The following is a 13,972-nucleotide window of genomic DNA, read 5'->3' on the forward strand; positions in this document are numbered from 1 at the left end:
CACAGAGGAATCTGCCTCGCCTTTATTATAGCATATTTATAACATGAACAATCTTTCGATAAAGATTGCCTGACCGACCTGCAGGTGTTCTTCACCGACCGTGCGCAGCCGGTTATCGACAACGCAATCAGCATCAAGTGTAAAGACGTGGAGATCATCACCGTCTATCTGGATGTGGAGCCGGTGCCGTTCAACAAAGGCTTCTATTCGGTGGACATCACCTTCTTCTTCAAAGTGACCATCGGCGCGTATTCGTCCCCGGCGGTTCCTGCGGCGACCGTAGTCGGTGTAGCGGCTTTTTCCAAAAAGGTGATTCTCTACGGAAGCGACGGGAATGTCAAGGTTTACTGTTCGACCGATCCGCGCAACTGCTGCGAGCATGACAACACCAACATGCCTAAGGCAAGTGTACATATAGATGCGCACAAAAAGGTGGGCGGTCATGTGAAAGAGTCTTAAAATTTTTTTAAAAAATGGAAATAGGCCATTTTGTGACTGTGCTGTGATTGCCGTATGGTTTAATAGGAACATAAGAAATAAATATGGGAAAGTTATCTGAATGAGGAGAACCCTGGAACAGGATGATTTCCCGTTAATGCCCGGTCGTCCGGGATGCTGGCCCCGTTGGAGAGCGGGACAGGCATTTTCGGAAAAATGGGCAAAGCTGAGGCATTTCAGTTAGGAGGAAACAAGATATGAGAGCAACCAAACGTTTTGCGGCAACATTTCTGGCGCTGCTGGTTGTGCTGACCATGTTCCCGAGCGCTGTGTTTGCAGCGGGCGGAAGCGGAAGCAGCCCGTCAGGAAGCGCAGAGGCGGGCAATGTGCAGACAGCGGAGCCGGTTTACGGCAACGGTGCAAACGCCTCCGATTACCCGAGCTATGCAAGTCAGTCTCCGGGCTTTGTGCACATGACAAAGTCTGCAAACTGGGAGAATATGGACGCTGGAACAGCCTATATTGACTTCCAGGTCAACGGTTCGACGATTGGTAAAGGTTCGGACACGGTTGTTGTGATTGACCGCTCCGGCAGCATGGGTTATAAGCATACCCGCCATAGCGATTGCTATATCGTCTGGTACAACGGCAAGTGGGTGTGCAACAATGACCATGATGCCAGCAGCGGCGACCGGGACTATTTCGGCACCGGGCCGGCGCCTACGTCACAGCGTTATGGCCATTGGGGTGGCTTCATGGGTTCAAAGTGGGTATGGGACGGTTACAATGGCGACGACATCGGGGATTCCCGTCTCCCGGGCGCCCAGGACGCGGCTCGTCTTTTCATTGACACAATGCTGCCCGACGCTAACGCGGACAATCGGGTCGCGCTGGTATCCTTCTCGTCCGACGCTTATGGCGTGCAGGCGACTACCACCCATAGCGGCCTGGTTCGCTACGCGGGAAAAAGCACCCTGATGAACGGCGTCGACAGTATTAAGCCGCTCGGCGGCACCAACTACGACGACGCGCTGAAAGCAGCCTACAACATTCTGAATGGCCGTTCCTCCACAGATAAAGCGGAACGCCCGGCAAACGTCGTATTTCTGACCGACGGCGCGCCCAGCAGCGGACACGGCGCGGGCAACTGGGACGATCTGCTGAAGGCTGATTCAAATACGAGAGTTAATGTCGGTTCAAACCATTATTCTGATTGGAAGTACGGCGCGAACGCGAAAATCTACGCCGTCGCTTCCGATCTCAGCACCAGCGCGGCCAATACGCTGCGTGGAATCTCCTCCGGCACCGGTTATTTCTACAATACAAATGATGCGAACCAATTGAAAACCGCATTTGAACAGATCGCTTCGTCGATCCGCAAAGCGGGCACCAACGCGGTCATCACTGATACGCTCAAAGGCATTTTTAAAGTCAACGGCACTGTCCAGATCAAAGTGGGCAGTGGTGAGTTTAGAAATGCGACAGCGCAGGAGGCTGCGGTAAATGGGAAAACCGTGACGGTGAATGTCGGCACGATCAATCCGGAACCCACGATTGTGCGAATCCCGATCCGGCTGGATCCCAACGACCATACCCCGGATCAGCTTTACCCAACCAACGAAGGGAAAGCGACCCTGACCTACGACAACTTTAAAGAAACTCCGGTGCGCTGCACCCAGGAAGTTGATACCCCGATCCTGTCCCGCCCGAAAGCCGCGGTACAGGTCCAGTATTACTGGGTAGATGCGGATGGCGTCCCGCTGGATAATGGCGGGGATAAGATCCGGTCCGAGGATGCTTGGAAAAATGACAGAAAAATTCTCGGAAAGATCAACTATTCCGAAGTGGATGCGAATCCGGCATATCCGGCTGTGGTGCCAGAATATATCACAGTTGACGGCAAGCTTTATGAATATGTCCCGGATGCGGTATATGCGAATAAGGATGCCTCCGATACGGCAAGCAAAAAGGTACTTGTCAATGTCCCTGTAATCGGCTTTACCTATAACGGTTACGCCGGTTACAGAGAGGCACAGGGACGGTTGGCCACTTATGTTTATTATGGATCGGACAGCACGCCCATCCTGTTCGAAAATGACGCCAACTACAGTCCCTACAAGGCTGAAATTGGTTCCGCAATTTCCACAACGCTTTCCGGTAACATCAGGACTGCGTGGGAACAGACCGAGACGCACATTGCGAATGTCCCGGGTTATGAATTCTCACTGGAGGGTTCCTACTATCTGACGATGGATCCTGCCAGCCAGCAGTATTACTATTTGAATGAGCTGAAAAACGGCGATCTCACGATGCCTCCGCTGTACAATAGCGGAGAAGGCTTGCGGCTGCATCTGGTCTACAACCCGATCACCGCGCAGGCGCAGATTACCAAAAAGTTTGCGGCTCCGCCGGCGGGTTCCAATCCGAAAGCGTACTTCACCGTTACCAGAATGGCTGACAACTATGTTGTCCTGAACAAGGCGGAGATCGTTTCGGAGGGGAATGAAACCTTCAATATCAGTTATAACAGCATCTATAAAGTGGAAGAGTTTGATGCAACACCAGGTTATGATGCGGTACAGACCTTCTATGTAAAAGCAAAACTGAATACCCAGACAAATCAGCTTTATCTTGCCCTTTGCGATGAAAGCGGCAACGAATCGGCCGCTTATACCGGTGTGGAAATCAAGGGCAGCAACGGCCGTCAGCTTGAAGTCACAAACGCCAAAACGGAATACACCGGCTATTTGGTCAAAACCTATGACGGCACACCGCCGGAGGACCGCGCGAGCTTCACTGCCGCCGGTACAACCCTGACCAAACTGGCTTCCGCTCCGGCGGGGCTTTCCGGCAACGGCGAATTCTACAGCTTCCCGGCCAAAGTTGGCGAAAGCTATACCTTCACCGAGACAGCTCCGGTCGGTTACAACGGCGCGGGTACCATTGCGGTGACAGCGACCGCGACGGCAAACGGCCTTGTCCTGACCCGGACGAGCGACGCGGTCGGCGGCCTGACGGTCAGCGGCAATGTCATTACCATGAACAACACCCGCATGACCACCACCGACGGTCAGTTCAAGCTTCTGAAGAGCTACGATGTGGACCCGGCAAGCGGTAATCTGGCATCCTTCACCATCAGCGGCGGCGATTACACCACACAGGCTCTGACCGGCAACGCGGATGGCACCGAGTTTGCGCTTCCGGCGCTGGCCTACGGTGTGGAATACACCATCACGGAAGCGGTCCCGACCGGATACTATGACATCAACGAAACCAACAGCTTCACTGTCAAACCGGTCATAGGGGCGGATGGACTGGTGCTCAGCCTGGTTGGAAGCGCCGGCAATGCAGTTTCGCTCAGCGACGACAGCATGGCGGTGGCGGTTACCAACACCATTAAAAAGTTCACACTGACCTCGATGGTCACCAACGGCACGATCACGCCGACGGCTACGGTGAACTACGGCGCAAGCAAGACCTTCGAATATGCGCCAGAAGAGGGCTATTCGCTGGTGAGCGTGGTGATTGACGGAACAGAAAACGTCACCGAAGCGCATCCCTCCAGCTATACCTTTGCAAATGTCACGGCTGACCACAGCATTGAGGTCACCTACGAGAAGATCAGCAACCTGTCCTACACGATCGAATACTACACTGGCAAAACGATCGACACCGCGACCAAGATCACAAATTCCGACGTGGTTGTGGAAAACGTCGAGTATGGCACCGTGGTTGGCCTGAGCGAGGTTCAGCGCAACGCTAAAAAACCGGCGGGCTACAATGACGGTGTGCAGATCGGCGGTAATGTCACAATCACCGCAAACGGCAACGTCATCAAGGTTCTTTATACCCCGCAGGCGACCACCTACACGGTCGAGTTCTACTACGACGAAACCTTCTCGCACAAAACCGATCCGATTGATGGCTTCTTCGGTGACGTGATCGAGTCTTATACTGATCCTGAGGTCGTACGCGGTGGCTATGAGTTTAAGCGTACGGAAAACCTTCCGCTGACGCTCAGTATGGACACGGACAGCAACGTTATCAAGGTCTACTACGAAAAGATCGAAGGTGAGTGGGTCACAGTCACCTTCAAGCCTGGCGCCAATGGCAGCCTGAACGGCGCCAAGGACGATGTCGTTGTGGAAAACATCCATAAGGGTACCGCTTGGGCTGATGCAGTCAAAACGGTTCCGGAAATCACGGCTGACTTTGGATGGAATGTTGCAGAATCCGCATGGGATGCGGCCTTCCCGGATACCATCAACGATCACCTGGTATTCACGGCGCAGTACGTCAAAGACGATAGCCTCTGGTTCACGGTCACCTTCCAGCCCGGCGAGAAGGGAACCCTGGAAGGCGGAACCCCGGACGTCGTGGTGGAGGATATCCTCAGCGGCAGGGAGTGGAATGATTCCTGGGCGCCTGCAATCCGCCCGTACGCGGGCTGGCTTGAAGCTGGCTGGGATCAGGACTTCCCGACCGAGATCACACAGAATTGGACTTTCGTTGCCCAGTATCAGCAGGATACCGAAAATGCCGCTTCGCTCACCTTCCGGACGGAAAACGGCGGCATGATCAACGGTGGCAGCGACGAAATCAAGTATAAGTTCCAGGTTTCCGGCCTGCCCTTTGTGGAGGATCTGATTCCGGAGCTGGAAGCTTACGATGGATTCAGCTTCGCGGGCTGGAAAGATGAATCCGGCACAATCATCACCTCCTTCCCGGCGGTGGTTGAGGGACATCTCGTCTATACCGCAACTTGGAATCAGATCGAACTGGTTGAGGGTGACTTCATTGTCAACCACAACTTCTATCGCAACAATACCAATCTGGAAGACGGACCGAAAGTGGTCGGCTATCTGCCTGGAGCGGTGAAGGAGATGCTCGATGCGGATGGAAACATCTCGTTGAGAGATCTGATCGACGCGTCTCTGACCACGACCGGCAGGACCTACGCTTTCCGCGATGCAAGTCTCACGGTTGAGGTAATCCCAGGTGTTGTTCCGGATGAAGAAATTTTGGACGGCGACAACATCGACAGCCTGGATGATCTGCTTACCGAAAAAGAGATGTCTCTACAGCAGTATTTCGAATCTCTTGGCCTGACTGAGGAAGCCATCGACGCGATGGTGGATATCCCTGAAAAAGTCAAAGAAAAGATGAAGGAACTGCTGGCGACGATCCAGGAAAAAATGGTTAAGAAACGCGCCATCATTTCCGAAGTGCTCAAGAAGGACGAAGTCAAGGCACTGAATCTCTCTGCTGAAGATGTCGAAGCAGAAATTGATGGATATGTCACATCCATCAAGGATCGCAACAGCTATCTTGATGATCTGAATAACCTCAAAGAGAAGATCCTTGCTCTGGATCCGGATGCTGAATTTGATGAAACCACGGGTTCGATCATCTTTAGCTTTGAAGACAAACCGAAAGATCCCGCTGACAACAGCAAGGACAATGACAAAAAGTCTGAGGACGGAGCTACTATCCCATCGGAAGGTGAAGGAAGCAGCAGCTCCGAAGAGAGCAGCAGTTCTGAGGAAAGCAGCAGCTCCGAAGAGAGCAGCAGTTCTGAGGAGAGCAGCAGCTCCGAAGAGAGCAGCAGCTCCGAAGAGAGCAGCAGTTCTGAGGAAAGCAGCAGCTCCGAAGAGAGCAGCAGTTCTGAAGAGAGCAGCAGTTCTGAGGAGAGCAGCAGTTCTGAGGAGAGCAGCAGTTCTGAGGAGAGCAGCAGTTCTGAGGAAAGCAGCAGTTCTGAGGAGAGCAGCAGTTCTGAAGAGAGCAGCAGCTCCGAAGAAAGCAGTAGCTCCGAGGAAAGCAGCAGTTCTGAGGAAAGCAGCAGTTCTGAGGAAAGCAGCAGTTCTGAAGAGAGCAGCAGCTCCGAGGACGAGTCCGCGAAGGAAACCAAACGTCAGGAAACGTTGAAAGAATTGCGCAAAGAGTATTCGGATCTCTTCTATGAGATGGAAAACGCAGCCGACAGCAAAGACAATCTTGATAGAGCGCTTCTGGGAGCTGCAAAACAGATCCGCGCGTTGAAGATCGACGAAGACATTGAGACGTTTATGGATACCTCGGGCTTGGCGCCAAAGGCGGCGGATCCTGAAGCGGGATGGGCTGTTCCGGAAGGATACAGCAACGTGACGGATCAGGATACGAAGACCGCTTATAATCCGACTTATCGTTACACGTTTACCATCAACTATAATCGTAACTACACCCCGCCTTCCGGCGGCGGTGATGGCGGCGACGACGATGATGACACCACCATCCCGGATAACCCGGTGCCGCTGGCGCCGAAACCGGAAGAACTCTTCACAATCCTTGATGAGGATGTCCCGCTCGGAGATCTGCCGAAAACCGGTGGTAACTCTGCGGCTGCGGCCGGACTCCTGGGCTTGATCGCCTTGGCCGGCGGCGCGTTCCTCAAACGGAAAAACAGAAACGAAGAGGATTCTGAGGGTTAATCCCTGAATTTTCCAAAGCGCCCGACCTTTTGTCGGGCGCTTTTCCTTTGCTTTTTTGCCGCAGACGGGCTGTGCATAGGACAGCCTTCCTTTTTCATATCCTGAAAGGGAAAGGTGGCGGAAAGCCGATGGACAAACCGGAACGCAAGCGGCCGGCATATGCTTTTTACGACCCGAACACGCCGGAAATACTTGAAAAAAAACTGGAGGAAATCCTGGAGCGGCGCATCCGGGCAAAGCAATCAGAGCCGGATAGATCGATTGACTATACCGAACCCACATGATAAAATAGAAACACATACATGATGTGTGTATCCGGAGGTTTTGCTGTTGAGATTGGCGGCCTATTGCCGGGTGAGCACCGAATTGGGAGAACAGCTGGAATCGCTGGAAAACCAGAAATCCTTTTTTGAGGAATTCGCCCGCAGACATCATTACGATTTGGTGGAAATCTATGCGGATGAGGGCATCTCGGGAAAACAGATACATAACCGGGAGGCTTTTTTGCGGATGCTGTCCGATGCCGGACAGCATTTGTTTGATATGGTGGTGGTGAAGGACATCAGCCGCTTTTCCCGTAATACGGTGGACTTCCTGAATGCTGTACGCCAGCTTAAAGCGCTGCGCATCGAGGTGCAGTTTCTCTCGAACAATCAGACGGTGCTTGGCAATTCTGAATTCATCCTGACTATTTTCAGCGCGCTCGCGCAGGAGGAAAGCGCAAATCTGTCAAAGCGCGTGAAGTTCGGAAAACGGGTCAACGCTAAAAAAGGCCGGGTGCCAAATGTGGTCTATGGATACGACCAGAAGGACACTTTTACATTGCGCGTCAATGAACCGGAAGCACAGATTGTGCGGGAAATCTTCACGCTGTATGCGCAGGACGGCTGGGGCGTACGCAAGATTGCACAGCATCTGAACGAATCCGGCGTCCCCAGTAAGCGTGGATACGGCTGGACGCCAAAGACCATCCGCCGGATGCTGGAAAATCCGCTTTATATCGGCATTCTGGAGAATAATAAATCCGAAACGGTCGATTTCCTGACTGGAATGCAGGTAAAACTCCCCCCGGAAGAACATTTCTTTCATGACCGGCCGGAGTTGGCAATTGTCCCGCGGGAGCTTTATGACAGAGCACAGCGGGAGATCGCAGCCCGGCGCAAACCGGAAGACTGCGAAGGGAAGCTTGCGGCGCGGCACAGCGCGCGGCGGCTGTTCAGTACGCTGATCCGGTGCGGCGTGTGTAGATATGCCTTTACACGGGTCCAGTACACCTATCAGAATACCTATGTCAAATGGCGCTGCTCCGGAAAGAACCAGTACGGTGCGAAATTCTGTAAAAATAACCTTACAATCGACGAAGCCGATCTGACTGGAGCTTTGGACCAGTACCTGGCCAGCCGGATTGCGGATCGGGGCGCATTTGCGGCGCGGGTCGCCGCGGCGTACGGCGGGAACGCGCCGCTGGACGCAGAGAAAGCGCGTCAAAAACGGCTGGAGCGCATTGCGCGTCAAAAGCAGCGGTACCGGACGCTATACGCGAACGAACTGCTCACATTGGAGGAACTCAAGGAGAAGCTCGCCGCGCTCGGTGCGCGGGAAGCGGAGCTGTCAGACCAGCAGCAAAGCCAACCGATCACATCCGGCCATGTTCTGGAGGAGCTTCGGCTTTCACATTGGACGAACGCCGAACTGCGCGAGCTGGTTGAAACGATTGAGGCGCGGCCGGACGGACGGGTCGTCATCCGGTTCCGAACACTCGCACCCGCGGGTTTGCCCGCGGCGAAGCCGCGCGCGGCCGTGGGCCGCGCCCCGTAAAAAGCGCCGCTTTCTACGGGGCAAACCCGCCCGTTTGTGGTCACTGACACATGTCGTTGACCCCATGTGCCTCGACAGCAAGCTGGTGGAATGCGGTCCGAATCACATGTTTGACTGCGGCGTGACGCTTCCAGCTTCGGTCTGCAGCAAATTCGACGGCGACTTCGCCACCTGCCGGCCACAGAAGGTCGTTCTGATCACCATTGGGCTCTTCACCATCGTACAGCTCGAACGCTGCGTACAGATGATGATTCCCGCGTACGATTACGCTGTTCCGGACAAGGAAAGCACCACGACCACAGATGACCCCTGTGAGGTCTTCAAAAAGATCAAATTCCCGGTCAATCAGTTTTTCCCGCCGAAACTCAGTGAGAACGACTGCATATAAACATAATCAGAAGGTCAAGGAATACACATGAGGGAGCAGGCAGAGGCCTGCCCCCGTGTGTATAAAACCACAGGAGGATCAAAAGATGCCAAAGGTAACGCTGCTCAGCCATACCCCAAACCCGGAAAAAACCATTGCAGCTGCCGCGAAGCTTTGCTATTCGCCGGCGGCGCTCGACGATTTGATGGACAACCTCACAGATGAAAAGGCCGCGGATTTTGTTGAGATGCTCGGAACCATCGGCCACGAGAGCCCCATTGAGCACGCCAGCTTCACCTTTGGGATCGAAGGAGTTTCCCGCGCGTTTCTGGCGCAGATCACCCGGCACCGGCTTGCCTCCTACAGCGTGCAGAGCCAGCGGTATGTGCGCGAGGCGCATTTCGACTACGTCACGCCGCCGGAGGTGGAAAACGACCCGCGGGCGCTCGAAGCCTTTAAAGAGGCGATGCGGGACGCGCAGGAAAGCTACGACCGGATCGCCGCGATCCTGAAGGAAAAACACACCGCCCGGCTGATGGGCGAAGGGCTTGATGAGAAAAGTGCTTCCCGCAAGGCGGAGAAGCTTGCGATTGAAGATGCGCGGTTCGTACTGCCGAATGCCTGCGATACCAAGATGATCGTCACCATGAACGCGCGCAGCCTGCAAAATTTCTTTGCGCTGCGCTGCTGCCGCCGCGCGCAATGGGAAATCCGCGCGGTCGCGGACCAGATGCTCGCGCTCGTATCGGCTGTTGCGCCGACTTTGTTCTCGGCGGCGGGCCCATCCTGCTGCCGCGGCGCCTGCCAGGAGGGCAAGATGAGCTGCGGCAAACCGCAGGAGGTGCGCGAACACATCGCGTCGCTCAAACAGGAGGCCCGGAAATGAACGGCAAACTGATTGTGATCGACGGGCTGGACGGTTCCGGCAAGCACACGCAGACCGAACGGCTTGCAAAGCGCCTGCGGGATGAAGGCGAACGGGTCCGGATGGTCAGCTTCCCGGATTATGCGGAGCCTTCCTCGGCGCTTGTCAAGCAGTACCTCGCGGGGGAATTCGGACAGGCCGGCGATGTGAGCCCCTATGCAGCCAGCAGTTTCTATGCGGTTGACCGGTATGCGAGTTACAATAAATTTTGGAAAAAGGACTATCAATCGGGTTATACTATCCTTGCAGACCGCTACGCGACCTCGAATCTCATCCATCAGATGAGCAAGCTCCCGAAAGGCGCGTGGGACAGTTTTGCAGGCTGGATGGAAAATTTTGAATATCAAAAGCTGGGCCTTCCACGGCCGGACGCCGTCCTTTATCTGGACATGCACCCGGATGTCTCCCGCACGCTGATCACGGCGCGCTATGGGGGGGACGAAAGCCGTCGGGACATCCATGAGTCGGACTTCGACTATATGGCCCGGTGCAGAGAATGCGCGCTTTACGCGGCGGAACATTTTGGGTGGTTCCTGATCCACTGCTCTGATGAAAAACAGGCGTTTCCAATCGAAGACATTTCGGAGGAAATTTACGGCCTGGTCAAAAATATACTTTAAGTGAGGCTGTACATGCTGCAATTCCAACCAATTACATTGACTGACAAAGCCTGGATTGACCCGCTCGTGCGGATGAGCGGCTTTCGTGGAAGCGAATACACATTCAGCAACAATTTCAACTACCGTGCGATCTACCATATCGAGGTCGCGCGGATGCAGGACTACTACCTTCTGCGTGCGGGCAAGGAGAAGGCTCAGACCGGCTATTTCTATCCGGCCGGGTCCGGGGACGTAAAACCTGTAATAGAGGCGCTGGTGGCCGACGCGGAGGCGCTGGGGGTGCCGTTTGTCATGCGCGGCGTGGAAAAGGAATCGGTCGCGGTGCTGGAAACGCTTTTCCCGGGCCGGTTTCAGATCACCGAAACGCGCGACTCCTTCGACTACCTTTACGAAAGTGAAAAGCTCATCACCCTGTCAGGCAAAAAGCTGCACGCAAAGCGCAATTTTATCAACCGGTTCAAGGCGGAGCATGAAGGGGATTGGAGCTACGAGCCGATCACCAGTGAAAACCTTGCCGAATGCTGGCAGATGAACAACCAGTGGTGCAGGCAGATGGGCTGCAACAAGGACCCGAGCCTTAAGGAGGAATCCTGTGCGGTGCGCAGCTGCTTTGACCATTTTTATGAACTTGGGCTTCTGGGAGGGCTTCTGCGGGTCGGCGGAAAGGTCGTTGCCTATTCGATGGGCGCTCCAATCAACCACGAGGTCTTTGATGTGCATGTGGAGAAGGCGTTTTCAGACGTTGCGGGCGCTTATCCGATGATCAATCAGCAGTTTGCGGCCCACAACTGCGCCAATTACAAGTATATCAACCGGGAGGACGACGTGGGGGACGAAGGCTTGCGTAAGGCGAAGCTCTCGTATAAGCCCGCGATCCTGCTGGAGAAATATCAAGTGACCTTGAAGTGATTACGGGAAACAGCCTGTTGGGGGTGAAGGTTTTATGATTCAGTTTGCAGAGGAATCAATGCGCGGGGCGATCCGGGAGCTCTGGAAAGAATGCTTTGGGGACAGCAATGCCTATGTGGACCTGTTTTTGGAGAACCATGATATCTGCCGCCAAACGATGGTATTTATCGACGGAGTGGCCCCGGTGGCAATGCTTTCGCTTCTGCCGATGACGGTCGTGACCGCGGCGGGGATTATGCCCGCGCGGTACATCTACGCCGTGGCGACCCGGGAAAGCTATCGCGGGCGCGGGATCAGCACCGCCATGCTTGAAGCGGCGCACAAGCAGATGAAGGCGGCTGGCGTCAAGCTATCGGTGCTCGTGCCGGCGACGGCGGAGCTTTACAATTTTTATGGGAAGCGCGGATATGACACCGCGTTCTATTCCGGCAGGGCGATCGTCCCGCGGGATCAGGTGGAACCGTTTTCCAGCAGTTTTGTGATCACGGAAACCACCCAGCAGGAGTTTATGCAGATCCGGGAACGAGCGTTCGCGGGACGCACGATGTTTGTGCGCTGGGATGGGGACGCGCTCTCCTACCGGATGATCGAAACCGCCTTTAACGGCGGCGAAACGCTCACCATCACGATCGGGGACGCGCAGGCGGTCGCTGTCTGCAAAAATGACGGCGGGATTGTGACGGTTAAAGAGCTTGCCCTTGACGGTATGCGGGTGGAGCAGGCGCTGGCGGTGCTGCAGCGAAAATACAATGCGGATGAATACCGGCTGCGCCTGCCGATGGACATCGCCTGCCCGTATCCGCTCGAACGCGCCGCGTCCGGCGCGGCCTGCTGGTACGATCTGGACGCGCGCGACCGGGTGCTGGCAAGCCGGGGAAAGGAACCTTATATCAGCCTGGTGCTTGACTGAAGGAGGACTGCAAGATGATCTATGTATTTTTTGGACAGGGCTTTGAAGAAATCGAAGCGGTCACGCCGGTTGACCTGCTGCGCCGCGCGGAACTGCCGGTGAAAACGGTCGGTGTAGGCGGCAAAGAGATCACCGGCGCACACGGGATCACGGTGATGTGCGATCTCACTGAGGAGGAAGCCAGTCCCGAAGGGCTCGACATGATCGTGCTGCCGGGCGGTATGCCGGGGACGCTGTCGCTTGAACACAGCGAAACGGTACAGGCATTCATCGATTTCTGCGCCGAAAACGGCAAATGGATCGCGGCAATCTGCGCCGCGCCTTCCATCCTCGGCCACAAGGGGCTGCTCGCGGGACGTTTTGCGACCTGCTATCCCGGTTTTGAGGATCAGCTCGCCGGAGCGCGGATACAGGAGGATCCGGTCTGTGTGGACGGAAAATTCGTCACTGGAAAAGGTCCGGGCGCAGCCGTGGAATTCTCGCTCAAGCTGGTGGAGCTGCTCGTTTCGCCGAAGCGCGCGGAGTTTTTGAAAGGATCGCTGCAATGCAGAGGGTAGATATCCGGCCGCTCAAGCAGAAGCTGCGCCGGGAGATCAAGCAGTGGCGGCGCGAAATGCCGTCCGAACAGAAAAAGCTGGCTGATGGGCGGATCCTTGGGCGGGTCACCGGGCTGCGGGAGTACGCCGAATGCCATACGCTGCTGACCTATGTGTCGCTGCCCATCGAGGTGGACACCATCGCGCTTATCCTGCGGGCGCTCGCTGAAGGCAAACGGGTGGCCGTGCCGCGCTGTGTGGAAGGCACCCGAGAGATGGAATTCTATCTGATCGATTCGCTCAGCCAGCTCTCTCCGCAGGCCTTCGGGGTGCTGGAGCCGGTACGGGAGAAATGCGAACGACTCACCGATTTTTCGGGGAGCGTCTGTATCGTCCCGGCGCTTGCGTATGACCTGTCCGGTTATCGGCTCGGATATGGGGCAGGGTATTACGACCGGTTTTTATCGCAGTATCCACACCCCAAAATCGGCGTGGTTTATGCGGAAAATGTGAAAAAGGCGCTCTGGCATGGCCGTTACGACCTGCCGGTCGGGCTTATTGCGACCGATCGGGGGCTGATCGCCTGCCAGCCGCGCAAAAACAGACGAAGAAAAAACGACGGTTCCGGGGGATAACCCCGAAACCGTCGTTTGCATGTGCCTGTGGATGTAAGGGATGAATCAGCACCAGCCGCCGAAGCCGAAGAGGATGATGATAATGAGGATGATCCAGATCCAATTCGCGCCGTAGCCGCCAAAGCCGCCGCATCCGCAGTTGCATCCACAATTGTTGACCATGCCGCATCCGCAGCCGTTGTTATTACACATAGTGTTGACACCTCGCTGTTGATTATTTGTTTCATACTATGATAAGCGTTATAAATGGGTTCCAATCCGGGAAGAAATTTTCGGGGGAATTTCGTTTTATAAAAAGAGCGGCGGACGGGAAAAAAATCGTGGAAAAGATTTGATTATTGGGCCCG

12 protein-coding genes are annotated in these 13,972 nt (G+C 55.1%); 11 read left to right on the forward strand and 1 reads right to left on the reverse strand.

What is annotated here, in order from left to right; translation table 11 throughout:
• The first annotated feature begins 84 nt into the window (after window positions 1–84).
• The 11 genes from DWV16_RS11860 (at window position 85) to DWV16_RS11905 (ending at window position 13,625) form a co-directional block, all read left to right on the forward strand.
• The gene (locus DWV16_RS11860) at window positions 85–459 is read left to right on the forward strand and encodes a hypothetical protein (protein WP_187116789.1); all 375 of its coding nucleotides are present in this window, start codon (window positions 85–87) and stop codon (window positions 457–459) included.
• A 236-nt stretch (window positions 460–695) separates the two neighbouring features.
• Window positions 696–6,905 carry a doubled motif LPXTG anchor domain-containing protein gene (locus tag DWV16_RS11865; protein WP_118479425.1) on the forward strand — a complete coding sequence of 2,070 codons (6,210 nt, stop codon included), beginning with the start codon at window positions 696–698 and terminating at the stop codon, window positions 6,903–6,905.
• Window positions 6,906–7,033: 128 nt separating this feature from the next.
• Entirely contained in the window at window positions 7,034–7,189 is a 156-nt protein-coding gene (locus tag DWV16_RS19080; RefSeq protein ID WP_154018797.1) for a hypothetical protein, read from the forward strand.
• Window positions 7,190–7,235: 46 nt separating this feature from the next.
• Window positions 7,236–8,723 carry a recombinase family protein gene (locus DWV16_RS11870; RefSeq protein WP_158572857.1) on the forward strand — a complete coding sequence of 496 codons (1,488 nt, stop codon included), beginning with the start codon at window positions 7,236–7,238 and terminating at the stop codon, window positions 8,721–8,723.
• Window positions 8,724–8,757: 34 nt separating this feature from the next.
• Window positions 8,758–9,111 carry a hypothetical protein gene (locus tag DWV16_RS11875; protein ID WP_195376872.1) on the forward strand — a complete coding sequence of 118 codons (354 nt, stop codon included), beginning with the start codon at window positions 8,758–8,760 and terminating at the stop codon, window positions 9,109–9,111.
• Between the two features lie 85 nt (window positions 9,112–9,196).
• The gene (gene thyX, locus DWV16_RS11880; protein WP_118479429.1) at window positions 9,197–9,976 is read left to right on the forward strand and encodes an FAD-dependent thymidylate synthase; all 780 of its coding nucleotides are present in this window, start codon (window positions 9,197–9,199) and stop codon (window positions 9,974–9,976) included.
• Complete coding sequence (locus DWV16_RS11885) at window positions 9,973–10,635, forward strand: thymidylate kinase (RefSeq protein ID WP_118479431.1); 663 nt, start codon at window positions 9,973–9,975, stop codon at window positions 10,633–10,635. Before thyX ends, DWV16_RS11885 begins: the two co-directional genes overlap by 4 nt.
• Before the next feature lie 12 nt (window positions 10,636–10,647).
• Window positions 10,648–11,544, forward strand: a complete 897-nt coding sequence (locus tag DWV16_RS11890) for a DUF2156 domain-containing protein (protein WP_118479433.1) — start codon at window positions 10,648–10,650, stop codon at window positions 11,542–11,544.
• Between the two features lie 34 nt (window positions 11,545–11,578).
• On the forward strand, window positions 11,579–12,454 hold the full coding sequence (locus DWV16_RS11895; RefSeq protein WP_118479435.1) for a GNAT family N-acetyltransferase: 876 nt from the start codon (window positions 11,579–11,581) through the stop codon (window positions 12,452–12,454).
• Window positions 12,455–12,468: 14 nt separating this feature from the next.
• A complete protein-coding gene (locus DWV16_RS11900) occupies window positions 12,469–13,011 on the forward strand; it encodes a DJ-1 family glyoxalase III (RefSeq protein ID WP_066453454.1) in 543 nt (180 codons plus the stop codon).
• Window positions 12,999–13,625 carry a 5-formyltetrahydrofolate cyclo-ligase gene (locus DWV16_RS11905; RefSeq protein ID WP_066453456.1) on the forward strand — a complete coding sequence of 209 codons (627 nt, stop codon included), beginning with the start codon at window positions 12,999–13,001 and terminating at the stop codon, window positions 13,623–13,625. The genes DWV16_RS11900 and DWV16_RS11905 overlap by 13 nt, the downstream gene beginning before the upstream one ends.
• Window positions 13,626–13,670: 45 nt before the next feature.
• On the opposite strand, the gene DWV16_RS19355 is transcribed toward DWV16_RS11905, so the two are convergent.
• Window positions 13,671–13,817: a hypothetical protein gene (locus DWV16_RS19355; RefSeq protein ID WP_187116786.1), complete on the reverse strand. Its 147-nt coding sequence runs from the start codon at window positions 13,815–13,817 to the stop codon at window positions 13,671–13,673.
• Window positions 13,818–13,972: the final 155 nt, after the last annotated feature.

The sequence above is a fragment of the Anaerotruncus sp. AF02-27 genome (genome assembly GCF_003465835.1).
Classification (GTDB): Bacteria; Bacillota; Clostridia; order Oscillospirales; family Ruminococcaceae; genus Anaerotruncus; species Anaerotruncus rubiinfantis.

What these genes read in the sequence shown, in the direction of transcription:
- DWV16_RS19355 (WP_187116786.1), bottom strand. Translation starts at nt 13,817, where the DNA reads ATGTGTAATAACAACGGCTGCGGATGCGGCATGGTCAACAATTGTGGA.
- DWV16_RS11890 (WP_118479433.1), top strand. Translation starts at nt 10,648, where the DNA reads ATGCTGCAATTCCAACCAATTACATTGACTGACAAAGCCTGGATTGAC.
- DWV16_RS11885 (WP_118479431.1), top strand. Translation starts at nt 9,973, where the DNA reads ATGAACGGCAAACTGATTGTGATCGACGGGCTGGACGGTTCCGGCAAG.
- DWV16_RS11895 (WP_118479435.1), top strand. Translation starts at nt 11,579, where the DNA reads ATGATTCAGTTTGCAGAGGAATCAATGCGCGGGGCGATCCGGGAGCTC.
- thyX (WP_118479429.1), top strand. Translation starts at nt 9,197, where the DNA reads ATGCCAAAGGTAACGCTGCTCAGCCATACCCCAAACCCGGAAAAAACC.
- DWV16_RS11865 (WP_118479425.1), top strand. Translation starts at nt 696, where the DNA reads ATGAGAGCAACCAAACGTTTTGCGGCAACATTTCTGGCGCTGCTGGTT.
- DWV16_RS11905 (WP_066453456.1), top strand. Translation starts at nt 12,999, where the DNA reads ATGCAGAGGGTAGATATCCGGCCGCTCAAGCAGAAGCTGCGCCGGGAG.
- DWV16_RS11900 (WP_066453454.1), top strand. Translation starts at nt 12,469, where the DNA reads ATGATCTATGTATTTTTTGGACAGGGCTTTGAAGAAATCGAAGCGGTC.
- DWV16_RS19080 (WP_154018797.1), top strand. Translation starts at nt 7,034, where the DNA reads ATGGACAAACCGGAACGCAAGCGGCCGGCATATGCTTTTTACGACCCG.